This is a genomic window from Castellaniella sp. S9 (genome assembly GCF_027257175.1).
In the GTDB taxonomy this organism is placed as follows: domain Bacteria; phylum Pseudomonadota; class Gammaproteobacteria; order Burkholderiales; family Burkholderiaceae_B; genus Castellaniella.
The window spans coordinates 89188-101285 of record NZ_JAPFGD010000008.1; the positions used below are offsets into that span (position 1 = coordinate 89188).

Consider the following 12098-nt stretch of genomic DNA (forward strand, 5'->3'; position numbering starts at 1 on the left):
CCCCTTTGGCGAGGCAGCGCGGCGCCTCTGACGAGGCAGGCCCATGCGTGCTATTCTGGTTCGGTCCGCATTCCAAGGAGTCTGAAATGGCAAAGGCCTCAAAGCGCACCCCCAAAGCCTCGAACGCCGATCTGGCAATTGACATCGGCATCTCGGAAAAGGACCGCGCCGCGGTTGTCGACGAGCTCTCCAAAACGCTCGCCGATGCATACACGCTGTATCTCATGACCCATAACTTCCACTGGAACGTGACCGGGCCGATGTTCAGCACCCTGCATCAACTGTTCATGACCCAGTACACCGAGATGTGGCAGGCGCTCGACGCCATCGCCGAGCGCATCCGCGCCCTGGGACATTACGCGCCCGGCACGTATGCCGAATATGCGCGCCTGTCCTCGATCGCGGAACCCACCTCGGTGCCGTCCGCCGAGGACATGATCCGCATGCTGGTGGCGGGCAACGAGGCTGTCGCCAAGACCGCCCGCAGCGCCTTCCAGCGCGCCGACAAGGCCAACGACCAGCCCACCGCCGACCTGCTGACCCAGCGCCTGGACGTGCACGAAAAGAACGCCTGGATGCTGCGCAGCCTGCTCGCCTGATTGACGTACGCGTAAACCCTCAGGCAGCCGCCACCCACGCTCTGTAACTTTCGATGTATCCTCTTTCGGTATTTTCAAAGGAGGTTGATATGAAGATCCGTGTAACCCCGGTGGCGGCGGCGCTAGGTCTGGCGGCTGGCATGCTGATATCCTCGGTTGCCAGCGCCGACACCATCAAGATCGCTATCGCGGGCCCCTTCACCGGTGCCCTTACCCAGTACGGCGACATGGTCAAAGAGGGGGTCGATACCGCAATCGAAACCATCAATGCGTCGGGCGGCGTGCTCGGCAACCAGCTCGAGGCCGTCGTCATGGATGACGCCTGCGAGCCCAAGCAAGGGCCCGTGGTCGCCAACCGCGTGGTCAACGAGGAAATCCACTACGTGGTCGGCCACGTGTGCTCGGGCGCCACCATCGCCGCCGCACCGGTCTACAACACCGAAGGCGTGGTCATGGTGTCGCCCTCGGCGACTTCGCCGCTCGTGACCGACGGCAAGAACTTCGACATGATCTTCCGGACCATCGGCCGTGACGACCAGCAGGGCCCCGCGGCCGCCAAGTTCATCGCCGAAAAGATCAAGCCCGCGTCGGTGGCCGTCCTGCACGACAAGCAATCCTACGGTCAGGGCATCGCCACCGCGGTCAAGAACGACCTCGAAAAAGCCGGCATCAAGGTCGTGCTGTTCGAGGGCATCAACGCCGGCGACAGCGACTATTCGGCCGTCATCACCAAGCTCAAGTCCTCGGGCGCCGATTTCGTGTATTACGGCGGCTACCATCCGGAAATGGGCCTGCTGCTGCGCCAGGGCGCCGAGCAAGGCCTCAATGCCAAGTTCATGGGCCCGGAGGGCGTCGGCAATCCCGACATCAACGCCATCGCCGGCCCGGCCGTCGAGGGCATGCTGGTCACCCTGCCGGCGGACTTCACCCAGAACCCGGACAACGCCGCCATCGTCAAGGCGTTCAAGGACAAGAACCGCAATCCGGGCGGCGCCTTCCAGCTCACGGCCTACGCGGCGCTGCAGTCCATCGCCGCCGGGATCAAGGGCGTCGGCGCGGACGACCCGGTCAAGGTCGCGGCCTGGCTGCACGCCAACACGGTCAAGACCCCGATCGGCGACATCGCCTGGAACCAGCAGGGCGACTTGAAGGACTTCAAGTTCGACATCTTCACCTGGCACGCCGACGGCAACAAGACCGTCTTCAAGTAATCCCCGCCGCGCCGGCGCCCCTTGCGGGGCGTACCGGCCGATCGGGCACACCCAAAGGGCGCGGCAGGTTCCGCGCCCTTCGTCATACAATGGCCACCCTATGACACAAGAACTCACTCTCGCATTGATCGGCGGCGGCAATATGGCCAACGCCCTGGCAACCGGACTCATCGGGCGGCGCTGCGCCGCGGCCGACGTCCACGTCATCGATCCGAACGAGGCGCTGCGCGCGCGTTGGACCGAGCAGGGCTCCACCGCGGCGGCCACGCCCGATGAACGCCTGTCCGCCTGCCGCGTCTGGTTCTTTGCCGTCAAGCCCCAGGTCATGCGCGAGGTCGTCCAGCAATGCCGACCCTTCCTGCGGCCCGATACCCTGGTGATCAGCATCGCCGCCGGCATCCCGGGCGAGGCGATCGGCCGTTGGCTGGGCGGCGAGGGCGCCCCGCACGCGAAGCTCGTGCGCTGCATGCCCAACACGCCCGCCCTGATCGCCAGCGGCATCACCGGCATGTATGCCATGCAAGGGGTCGAGGCGGACGACCGCGCCCTGGCCGAAAACCTCCTGCGTGCGGTCGGGGAGATCGTGTGGGTCGACCGCGACGAGTCGATCGACGCCGTGACCGCTGTCTCCGGCAGCGGGCCGGCCTATGTCTTCCTGTTCCTCGAAGCCCTCATCCAGGCGGGGACCGAGCAGGGCCTGACGGCGGGGCAGGCGCGCCAGCTGGCGCTGGCGACCTTCCACGGGGCGACGCAGCTCGCCACGCTGTCGCCGGATTCGCCGGCCGTCCTGCGCGACCGGGTCACCTCGAAGGGCGGCACCACCGCGGCGGCGCTGGCCGTATTCCAGGAGGCCGGCTTCGAGCGGATCGTGGGCCAGGCGGTCCGCGCGGCCGCCGAGCGCGCGGCCGAACTCGCGCGCGAATTGGCCGGGGATCGGGAATAAGGACGCCGCCGGTGGCTCCGTCGCCCAGCCAGCTGACGATTGCAAACGGATGTAAGGGATTAACCGTAGTGACACCCCGTAGGCAACTCGTCAGAATACGCCCTGCCGCTCAGGGCGGAAAGCTGAAAACCCCGGCTTGCCGTTGAATGGCTGTCGCTCCAATAGGGCGCAGATGTTTGGCGGTGGGCTCTACCGGAGACTATTCGAATGAATTTCAAGAAGCGTGTCACACCCCTCATGTTGGCGATCGGCGCCATGACACTGGCTGTCGGCGCCCAGGCTGATACCCTCAAGATCGGGATTCCCCAGCCCATGACGGGTCCGGCGACCCAATACGGGGATCAGATCCAGGCCGGCGCGCTGACTGCGATCGACGCACTCAATGCCGCGGGCGGCATCAAGGGCATGAAGATCGAGCCGCTGCTGATCGACGACGGTTGCGAGCCCAAGCAGGCCGTTCCCGCCGCCAATCGCGTGATCAACGCCGGCGCCAAGTTCGCGGTCGCGCACGCATGTTCCGGGACCACCGTCCCGGCCGTCAACGTCTACGAGCAGGAAGGCATCGTCGCGATCACTCCGGGTGCGACCTCCCCCCTGGTCACCGACACGATCAAGCCGCATTTCTTCTTCCGCACCATCGGCCGCGACGACCAGCAAGGCCCCTTCGCCGCCGACTACATCGCCCGCCAGCTCAAGCCCACCAAGGTCGCCATCCTGCACGACAAGCAGACCTATGGCTCGGGCGTGGCCACCCAGGTGCAGACCGCCCTGGAAAAGAGCAAGGTCAACGTCGCCATGTTCGAGGGGATCAACGTGGGTGACAGCGACTACTCGGCCGTGATTTCCAAGCTCAAGGCCCTGGGTCCCGACCTGATCTATTTCGGCGGCTATCACGCCGAACTCGGCCTGCTGCTGCGCCAGGCGCGCGAACAAGGCCTCGACACCCAGTTCATGGGTCCCGAGGGCGTGGCCAACAAGGACCTGGTCGCCATCGCCGGCCCCGCCGTCGACAAGCTCCTCGTGACACTGCCGGCGGACTTCACGAAAATGAAGGGCAACGAGCAGATCCTCGAGAACTTCAAGAAGTACAATCGCAGTCCCGACGGCGCCTTCACCATGACCGCCTACGCCGCCGTCCAGATCCTGGCCGACAGCATCAACGCGGTGGGCGCGGACCCCGACAAGGTCGCCGACTACATGCACGGCAACAGCTTCAACACGGCCATCGGCAAGGTGGACTACGATGCCAAGGGCGACCTGAAGCACTTCGAGTTCGCGGTGTTCCGGTGGGATGGCCAAGGCAATATGACCCAGATCCAGCCCTGATCGGGTCCGGCGGCCCGGGCGTGCGCCCGGGCCTCTCCAGCAGCGCCGCGGGCGGTCGCCCGCGGCCGGCGTCTTCCCCGGAAATTCCCTCTTTATGTCTGATCTGCTTCCCATCCTCACGCAACAGCTCTTCAACGGGCTGTCGCTTGGCGCGATCTATGCCTTGATCGCCATCGGCTACACCATGGTCTACGGCATCATCGGAATGATCAACTTCGCGCACGGCGAAATCTACATGATCGGCGCCTACGTCGGCCTGGTGACGCTTTCTGCCATCGGCGTCAACAGCGGGCTGCCGCTGCCGGTCATCATCCTGCTCATGCTCCTGGTGGCGATCCTGGTGACCGCGGTCTATGGCTTTGCGGTGGAAAAGGTCGCCTATGCGCCCCTGCGCGGCAGCCCCCGGCTGGTGCCGCTGATTTCCGCGATCGGGATGTCGATCTTCCTGCAGAACTGGGTGGCCACGGGACAGGGCGCCCGCGACATGGCGGTCCCCTCGCTGATCAGCGGCTCGGTGGAGTTCACGGTGGGCACCGGCGACTTCATGGTGACCGCGCCTTACTCGCGCATCATGATCATCGTGGTGACGGTGCTGCTGATGATCGGGCTGTCGCTGTTCATCAAGTACTCGCGCACGGGACAGGCCTCGCGCGCCTGCTCGCAGGACCTGCACATGGCCAACCTGCTGGGCATCGACACCAACCGCATCATTTCCTTCACCTTCGTGATCGGCGCCATGCTGGCCGCGGTGGGCGGCGTGCTGATCGCCCTGGCCATCGGCAAGCTCAATCCCTTCATCGGTTTCATCGCCGGCATCAAGGCCTTCACCGCGGCCGTGCTGGGCGGCATCGGCAGCATACCCGGGGCCATGCTGGGCGGCGTGCTGCTGGGCTTGGCCGAGACTTTCGCGGCCGCCTTCATTTCCTCTCAGTACAAGGACATCGTCGCCTTCCTGTTGCTGGTGTTCATCCTGCTGTTCCGTCCCACGGGCCTGCTGGGCAAACCCGAAGTGGAAAAAGTCTAATGTTTCAGAACTTCAAAAACGCGGTGATCGCGGCCATCGTGGCCGGCGTCATCATCGCCCCGGTGTTCGGCCTGCAGATCCTGCGCCGCGGGATGGAGACCTACCTCCAGCCGGAATGGGACTATATCTTTGGCGGCATGGCGATCATCTTCGTGTTCCAGCTGCTGCGGCCGCTGTTCGCGCGCAAGGGCAAGGCGCGCGCGGAATCGCGCTGGCGACTGCCGGCGCTCTCCGACAAGGGCCGCCAGCGCGCCATCCTGGTGCTGGTGCTGTTCGCCCTGGTCTGGCCGTTCTTCACGGGGCGCGCCCAGGTGGACATCGCCACGCTGGTGCTGATCTACGTCATGCTGGGCCTGGGGCTGAACATCGTGGTCGGTTTCGCCGGCCTGCTGGACCTCGGCTTCGTCGGCTTCTATGCGGTGGGCGCCTATACCTACGCCTTGCTCTATCACTGGGCGGGCTGGGGCTTCTGGGAGGCGCTGCCGCTGGCCGGCCTGATGTCGGCGTTCTTCGGCTTCATCCTGGGTTTTCCGGTGCTGCGGCTGCGCGGCGACTACCTGGCCATCGTCACGCTGGGCTTTGGCGAGATCATCCGCCTGATGCTCATCAACCTCTACGGCCTGACCGGCGGCCCCGACGGGATCTCCGGCATACCCAAGCCCTCGTTCTTCGGCTACCAGATGACGCGGCGCTCGACCGACGGGCATCCGACCTTCCATGAAATGATGGGCTGGTCCTTCGACAGCCAGGACGTGGTGATCTACCTGTACCTGATGGCGCTGTGCCTGGCGCTGGTGACCTTGTTCGTCTCCAGCCGGGTGATCCGCATGCCGATCGGCCGCGCCTGGGAGGCCTTGCGCGAGGACGAGATCGCCTGCCGTTCGCTGGGCCTGAACCCGACCACCATCAAGCTGTCCGCCTTCACCATGGGGGCGATGTTCGCCGGCTTCGGCGGCGCGTTCTTCGCGGCCCGCCAGGGTCTGGTCAATCCCGAATCCTTCACCTTCATCGAGTCGGCGCTGATCCTGGCCATCGTCGTGCTGGGCGGCATGGGCTCGCAGGTCGGCGTCATCCTGGCGGCGATCCTGCTGACCGTGGTCCCCGAGATCGCCCGCGAATTCGCCGAGTACCGAATGCTGATCTTCGGTCTGGTGATGGTGGTGATGATGGTCTGGCGCCCGCAAGGCCTCTTGCCGGTCAAGCGTCCGCATGTGGAATTGGAATCATGAGCGAAGCACTTCTGAAGGTCAGCGGACTGACCATGCGATTCGGCGGCCTGCTGGCCGTCGACCAGGTGGAATTCGAGGTGCGCAGGGACGAGGTGTTCGCCATCATCGGCCCCAATGGCGCGGGCAAGACCACGGTGTTCAACTGCGTGGGCGGCTTCTACAAGCCCACCACCGGCGACATCCTGATGGACGGCCAGCCCATCACGGGCCAGCCCAGCCACAAGGTGGCGCGCCATGGCCTGGTGCGCACCTTCCAGAACGTGCGCCTGTTCAAGAGCCTCACCGTGCTGGAAAACCTGCTGGTGGCCCAGCACACCCAGATGCAGACCGGCCTGGTGCGCGGGCTGTTCAAGGCGCCGTCCTTCCGTAAATCCGAGTCCGAGGCCAAGCGCCGCGCGGCGGAATGGCTGGATTTCATGGACATCCGCCAGTACGCCAACCGCGAGGCCGGCACCCTGGCCTACGGCCACCAGCGCCGCCTCGAGATCGCGCGCTGCATGATCACCAAGCCGCGCCTGCTCATGCTCGACGAGCCGGCCGCCGGCCTCAATCCCCAGGAAAAACGCGATCTGCAAGCCCTCATCGATCAGCTGCGCCGCGAGTTCGGCGTGGCCGTCCTGCTGATCGAGCACGACATGAGCCTGGTCATGGGGGTGTCGGACCGCATCCTGGTCATGGAACACGGCAAGCCCATCACCACCGGCCTGCCCGAGGAGGTCCGCACGGATCCCCGCGTCATCAAAGCCTATCTCGGGGAATGAACCGTGCTCAAGCTTGAAAACGTCAACACTTTCTATGGCGCCATCCAGGCGCTCAACGACGTCTCGGTCGAGGTGAACCAGGGTGAGATCGTCACCCTGATCGGCGCCAACGGCGCAGGCAAGACCACCTTGCTGATGACCGTCTGCGGCAATCCCCGGGCACGCTCTGGCGGCATCCATTTCATGGGCGAGGACATCACCCAGCTGCCCACGCACACCGTCATGCAGCGCGGCATCGCCATTTCACCCGAGGGCCGGCGTGTGTTCCCCGACCTGACGGTCTCCGAAAACCTCAACATGGGGGGCTTTTTCCTCGACCGCCGCCAGACCGAGGAAAGCCTGGAGCATGTCTTCGAGCTGTTTCCGCGCCTCAAGGAACGCGCCGGCCAGCGCGCCGGCACCATGTCGGGCGGTGAACAGCAGATGCTGGCCATCGGCCGCGCGCTGATGACACGGCCCAAGCTGCTGCTGCTGGACGAACCGACACTGGGCCTGGCGCCCCTGATCATCGCCCAGATCTTCGACATCATCCGCACCATCCGCGAGGAGGGCGTGACGGTGTTCCTGGTCGAGCAGAACGCCAACAAGGCCCTGCAGGTCGCCGATCGAGGCTATGTGCTGGAAACCGGCAAGGTCGTGCTGCACGACACGGGCGCAAACCTGCTGATCAACGACGAGGTCCGCAAGGCCTATCTGGGCGCCTGAGGCCGCAGGGCGCCCGCCGCAGCGGTCCGCCCCCGCCAGCCTGGCAGCTACGAAAGCCCTTGGGCGGCCAGGGCCGCCTGGACGCCGGCGTCGGCCTGCATGCGGGCCTGGAACCGCCGCAGCGCATCCATGCCGGGCAGGTCGATGCCCAGCAGGTCGGCCCAGCGCAGCACGGTGTACAGGTAGGGATCGGCCAGCGAGCGCCGGCCGGTCAGCCAGTCGCGGCCTTCGAGCCGGCGCTCGGCGATGGTGAACAGGTCCAGCAGTTTTTGGGTCGCTTGCGCCTTGAGGACGCCGGTCGCCTTGTCGTCGCCGCCGCTGTAGAAGGACGCGCCAAACACCAGTGCGAACGTGCGGTGCAGGTCGGCATTGCACAGCGCCAGCCAGCGGCGGGTTTCCGCGCGCTCGCGAGGCGAATCCCCCAGCAGGCCGGCCTCGGGATTGAGCTCTGCCAGGTATTCCAGGATCGCCGAGCTCTGGGTCAGCACGAAGTCCCCGTCGACCAGCGTCGGCACCGCGCCGGCGGGATTGAGCGCCAGATATTCGGCCTGCTTGGTCTGCTCGCGCGTGATCCGGACGGCCTCGTAGGGCTTGCCGATCCATTCGAGCACAATGTGCGTGGCGAGCGGGCAGGCGCCCGGGAAGTAATAGAGTTTCATGGCAAAGCTCGGCCTCCAGGGATGAACGTAAGCCTTGTTTATACCACCGCGCACCGGCGGCGGGGCCCAGCGGCCCAGGCCGCCCTTGGGTTAGACTATCGATGCCGTCTTCGCGTCTCGCAGGAGTTCCTTCATGGCTGATTCGCCCTTGCGCATTGTTTTCCTGGATCGGGACTCACTGCCCGCGGACGTTGATTTTCCCGGCCCTTCGGTGCCTCACGAGCTGATCCTGCATGCCCGAACGACCCCGGCGCAGGTCATCGAGCGCATCCGCGACGCCGACATCGTGGTGGTCAACAAGGTTCCGCTGCGGGCGAATCACCTGCAGCATGCCGGCCGCCTGCGCCTGATCGCCGTGGCCGCCACGGGCACCGACAACATCGATCTGGATGCCTGCGACCAGCGCGGCATCGTCGTCTCGAACGTGCGCGACTATGCCACCCATTCGGTGCCCGAGCACACCATGGCGCTCATGCTGGCCCTGCGCCGCAGCCTGGTGGCCTATCGCCAGTCGGTGATCGACGGCCGCTGGCAGGCGGCGGGGGCCTTCTGTTATTTCGACTACCCGATACACGACCTGGCGCGCTCGACGCTGGGCATCATCGGCCGCGGGGCGCTGGGCGAGGCGGTGGCCGAGCTGGCCCGCGCCTTCGGCATGAAGGTCCAGTTCGCGGCGCGCAAGGAAATCGACGCGCCCGCCGAGGACTACACCTCGTTTCAGCATGTGCTGCGTTCCAGCGACGTGATCAGCCTGCATTGCCCCCTGAATGCCCAGACGCGCGGCATGATCGGGGATGCCGAGTTCGCCCTCATGGAGCGCCGGCCGCTGCTCATCAATACCGCGCGCGGCGGTCTGGTCGACGAGCACGCGCTGGTGCGCGCGATGCGCGAGGGCCGCCTGTCGGGGGCGGCCTTCGACGTCGCCAGCGAGGAACCTCCCGCGCCCGACCATCCCCTCATGGCCCTGGCCGACATGCCGAATTTCATCCTGACGCCCCATGTGGCCTGGGCCAGCGCCGAGGCCATCGCGACGCTCATCCAGCAGGTCCGCGATAATATCGAGGCGTTCTGCCGCGACGAGCCGCGCAACATGGTGACCGCCTTCAATCGCTGAGGCGCCGGCCACCGTTCTTTTCCTCGAGACCGTTCATGAACCACCCCCTTCGCGTCGCCATCAATGGCTACGGCCGTATCGGCCGTTGCGTACTGCGTGCGCTGATCGAGTCAGGCCGGGACCGGGCCATCGAGCTCGTCGCCATCAACGAACCCGCGGATCTCGCGTCCATGGCCTACCTGACGCGCTTCGATTCCACTCATGGGGTGTTCCCGGGCACGGTCGAGGAGGCCGCCGATGGCCTGCGGATCAACGGACGGCTGGTCCGCGTCCACCATGGGCGCGCGCCCGGCGACTGTCCCTGGCGCGAGCTCGGCATCGACCTGCTGCTCGAATGCTCGGGCGCGTACGGGACGCGCGACGCCCTGACGGCATTCCTCGAGGCGGGCTGCCCGCGCGTGCTGGTGTCGCAGCCCGCGCGCAGCGCCGCCGACGTGGACTTCACCGTGGTCCACGGCATCAACGACGACGGGCTGGACGCCGGCCAGCGCCTCGTATCGGCGGCCTCGTGCACGACCAATGCGATCGTGCCGGTGCTGGACCTGCTCGAGCGCGGGCCCGGCGTGCGCAACGCCTACCTGACCACCTTGCACTCGGTCATGAACGACCAGCCCATGATCGACGGCTACCACCACGCCGATCTGCGCCGCACCCGTTCGGCCATGCAATCCATCGTGCCGGTGGCCACGGGGCTGGCGCAGGGCGTCGAGCGCCTGCTGCCCGGCCTGGCCGGGCGGATCCAGGCCAAGGCCGTGCGGGTGCCCATCCTGAATGTCTCGGCCATCGACCTGATGGTCAACCTGGGCCGCGCCACCGACGTCGAGTCCCTCAACGGCCTGTTCCAGCAGGCGGCGCGCGAACGGCCCGGGCTGCTCGCCTGCACCGGCCATCCGCACGCCTCCATCGATTTCAACCACGATCCGCGCTCGGCGATCATCGACCTGGGCCATACGCGGGTGAACGGCGGCGATTTTGCAAATCTGCTGGTCTGGTTCGACAATGAATGGGGGTTTGCCAACCGCATGCTGGACGTCGCCCAGGCCTGGGCGGCGCTGTTCATGGGCGCGACGCCCGCCGATACCGCCGAACGGCAAGGTAATTTTCCACAAGGAGCTTGAAATCATGGCCGAAAGCCGTACCGAAACCGATTCCATGGGCCCCATCGAGGTGCCCGCCGCACGCTATTGGGGCGCGCAGACCCAGCGCTCGATCCAGAATTTCCCCATCGGCGTGGATCGCTTCCGGTGGCAGCCCCCGGTGATCCGTGCCCTGGGCATCCTCAAGAAGGCCGCGGCTCAGGCCAATGCCGAACTGGGCGAACTGCCCGCCGACATCGGCGAACTCATCGTGCGTGCGGCCGACGAGGTCATCGCCGGCCGGCTCAACGCCGAGTTTCCACTGGTGGTGTTCCAGACCGGATCGGGGACGCAATCCAACATGAACGCCAACGAGGTCATCGCCAACCGCGCCATCGAACTGGCCGGCGGCACGATCGGATCCAAGGCGCCCGTGCATCCCAACGATCACGTCAACCGCGGGCAGTCCTCCAACGACACGTTCCCGACGGCCATGCACATCGCCGTGGCCCAGGAACTCGCGGGGCGGTTTTTCCCGGCCGTGGGCAAGCTGCGTGAAACCCTCGATGCCAAGGCCCGCGCCTACCAGGACATCGTCAAGACCGGCCGCACCCACCTGCAGGATGCCACGCCCATCACGCTGGGCCAGGAAATCAGCGCCTGGGTGGCGCAGATCGACTTCGGCCTGGACGCGGTGCAGGCGGCTCTGCCGGGCATCTACGACCTCGCCATCGGCGGCACGGCCGTGGGCACGGGCCTCAACGCCCATCCGCGCTTCGGCGATCTGGCGGCGGCGCGCATCGCCGACATCACCGGCCTGCCGTTTCGCAGCGCCGACAATAAATTCTTCGCATTGTCCGCGCACGATGCCCTGGTCAACCTGTCGGCGGCGCTGCGCACCCTCGCGGGTGCGCTGATGAAGGTCGCCAACGACGTGCGCTGGCTCGCCAGCGGCCCGCGCTGCGGCATCGGCGAACTGCTGATTCCGGAAAACGAGCCGGGCTCCTCGATCATGCCGGGCAAGGTCAACCCCACCCAGTGCGAGGCCATGACCATGGTGTGCGTCCAGGTGTTCGGCAACGATGCCGCGACCGCCTTTGCCGGGTCCCAGGGCAATTTCCAGCTGAACGTCTACAAGCCCGTCATGGTGCACAACGTCCTCGAGAGCATCGAGCTGCTGGCCGACGCCTGCCTGTCGTTCGACGAGCATTGCGCCGCGGGCATCGAGCCCAATCGTGCGCGCATCGACGAGAACCTGGAAAAGAACCTGATGCTGGTGACCGCGCTGAATCGCCACATCGGCTACGACAAGGCGGCCGCCATCGCCAAGAAGGCCCACAAAGAGCACAGCACGCTGCGCGAGGCCGCCCTCGCGCTGGGATTCCTCAGCGATGCGCAGTACGATGAATGGATCGTCCCCCTGGACATGACCCACCCTAGCTGAGGCCCGC

At 66.1% G+C, this 12098-nt stretch carries 12 protein-coding genes; 11 read left to right on the forward strand and 1 reads right to left on the reverse strand.

What is annotated here, in order from left to right; all coding sequences use genetic code 11:
* Positions 1-86 precede the first annotated feature (86 nt).
* From OOZ48_RS13835 to OOZ48_RS13870, 8 genes are all read left to right on the forward strand, one after another.
* Complete coding sequence (locus OOZ48_RS13835; RefSeq protein WP_269499302.1) at positions 87-599, forward strand: Dps family protein; 513 nt, start codon at positions 87-89, stop codon at positions 597-599.
* An 89-nt stretch (positions 600-688) separates the two neighbouring features.
* Positions 689-1810 carry a branched-chain amino acid ABC transporter substrate-binding protein gene (locus OOZ48_RS13840; protein WP_269499303.1) on the forward strand — a complete coding sequence of 374 codons (1122 nt, stop codon included), beginning with the start codon at positions 689-691 and terminating at the stop codon, positions 1808-1810.
* A 100-nt stretch (positions 1811-1910) separates the two neighbouring features.
* Complete coding sequence (proC, locus tag OOZ48_RS13845; protein WP_269499305.1) at positions 1911-2753, forward strand: pyrroline-5-carboxylate reductase; 843 nt, start codon at positions 1911-1913, stop codon at positions 2751-2753.
* 207 nt (positions 2754-2960) lie between these two features.
* A complete protein-coding gene (locus OOZ48_RS13850; RefSeq protein WP_269499306.1) occupies positions 2961-4079 on the forward strand; it encodes a high-affinity branched-chain amino acid ABC transporter substrate-binding protein in 1119 nt (372 codons plus the stop codon).
* Positions 4080-4173: 94 nt separating this feature from the next.
* Positions 4174-5103, forward strand: coding sequence for an ABC transporter permease subunit (locus OOZ48_RS13855; protein WP_269499307.1), 930 nt, complete (start codon positions 4174-4176; stop codon positions 5101-5103).
* Complete coding sequence (locus OOZ48_RS13860) at positions 5103-6332, forward strand: high-affinity branched-chain amino acid ABC transporter permease LivM (RefSeq protein WP_269499309.1); 1230 nt, start codon at positions 5103-5105, stop codon at positions 6330-6332. Before OOZ48_RS13855 ends, OOZ48_RS13860 begins: the two co-directional genes overlap by 1 nt.
* Positions 6329-7093, forward strand: coding sequence for a high-affinity branched-chain amino acid ABC transporter ATP-binding protein LivG (livG, locus tag OOZ48_RS13865; protein ID WP_269499311.1), 765 nt, complete (start codon positions 6329-6331; stop codon positions 7091-7093). The genes OOZ48_RS13860 and livG overlap by 4 nt, the downstream gene beginning before the upstream one ends.
* A 3-nt stretch (positions 7094-7096) precedes the next feature.
* Entirely contained in the window at positions 7097-7798 is a 702-nt protein-coding gene (locus OOZ48_RS13870) for an ABC transporter ATP-binding protein (RefSeq protein WP_269499313.1), read from the forward strand.
* 47 nt (positions 7799-7845) lie between these two features.
* Here the strand turns inward: OOZ48_RS13870 and OOZ48_RS13875 are convergent, their stop codons facing one another.
* Positions 7846-8457, reverse strand: coding sequence for a glutathione S-transferase family protein (locus tag OOZ48_RS13875; RefSeq protein WP_269499315.1), 612 nt, complete (start codon positions 8455-8457; stop codon positions 7846-7848).
* Between the two features lie 133 nt (positions 8458-8590).
* Here OOZ48_RS13875 and OOZ48_RS13880 point away from each other — a divergent pair, with 133 nt between their 5' ends.
* The 3 genes from OOZ48_RS13880 to fumC are packed head-to-tail and all read left to right on the forward strand — an operon-like array spanning position 8591 to position 12091.
* A complete protein-coding gene (locus OOZ48_RS13880; RefSeq protein WP_269499317.1) occupies positions 8591-9571 on the forward strand; it encodes a D-2-hydroxyacid dehydrogenase in 981 nt (326 codons plus the stop codon).
* Between the two features lie 35 nt (positions 9572-9606).
* Positions 9607-10689, forward strand: coding sequence for a type I glyceraldehyde-3-phosphate dehydrogenase (locus OOZ48_RS13885; protein WP_269499319.1), 1083 nt, complete (start codon positions 9607-9609; stop codon positions 10687-10689).
* Between the two features lie 4 nt (positions 10690-10693).
* Positions 10694-12091 carry a class II fumarate hydratase gene (gene fumC, locus OOZ48_RS13890; protein ID WP_269499321.1) on the forward strand — a complete coding sequence of 466 codons (1398 nt, stop codon included), beginning with the start codon at positions 10694-10696 and terminating at the stop codon, positions 12089-12091.
* Positions 12092-12098: the final 7 nt, after the last annotated feature.

What these genes read in the sequence shown, in the direction of transcription:
- OOZ48_RS13875 (WP_269499315.1), bottom strand. Translation starts at nt 8,457, where the DNA reads ATGAAACTCTATTACTTCCCGGGCGCCTGCCCGCTCGCCACGCACATT.
- proC (WP_269499305.1), top strand. Translation starts at nt 1,911, where the DNA reads ATGACACAAGAACTCACTCTCGCATTGATCGGCGGCGGCAATATGGCC.
- livG (WP_269499311.1), top strand. Translation starts at nt 6,329, where the DNA reads ATGAGCGAAGCACTTCTGAAGGTCAGCGGACTGACCATGCGATTCGGC.
- OOZ48_RS13855 (WP_269499307.1), top strand. Translation starts at nt 4,174, where the DNA reads ATGTCTGATCTGCTTCCCATCCTCACGCAACAGCTCTTCAACGGGCTG.
- OOZ48_RS13885 (WP_269499319.1), top strand. Translation starts at nt 9,607, where the DNA reads ATGAACCACCCCCTTCGCGTCGCCATCAATGGCTACGGCCGTATCGGC.
- fumC (WP_269499321.1), top strand. Translation starts at nt 10,694, where the DNA reads ATGGCCGAAAGCCGTACCGAAACCGATTCCATGGGCCCCATCGAGGTG.
- OOZ48_RS13880 (WP_269499317.1), top strand. Translation starts at nt 8,591, where the DNA reads ATGGCTGATTCGCCCTTGCGCATTGTTTTCCTGGATCGGGACTCACTG.
- OOZ48_RS13835 (WP_269499302.1), top strand. Translation starts at nt 87, where the DNA reads ATGGCAAAGGCCTCAAAGCGCACCCCCAAAGCCTCGAACGCCGATCTG.
- OOZ48_RS13840 (WP_269499303.1), top strand. Translation starts at nt 689, where the DNA reads ATGAAGATCCGTGTAACCCCGGTGGCGGCGGCGCTAGGTCTGGCGGCT.
- OOZ48_RS13860 (WP_269499309.1), top strand. Translation starts at nt 5,103, where the DNA reads ATGTTTCAGAACTTCAAAAACGCGGTGATCGCGGCCATCGTGGCCGGC.
- OOZ48_RS13850 (WP_269499306.1), top strand. Translation starts at nt 2,961, where the DNA reads ATGAATTTCAAGAAGCGTGTCACACCCCTCATGTTGGCGATCGGCGCC.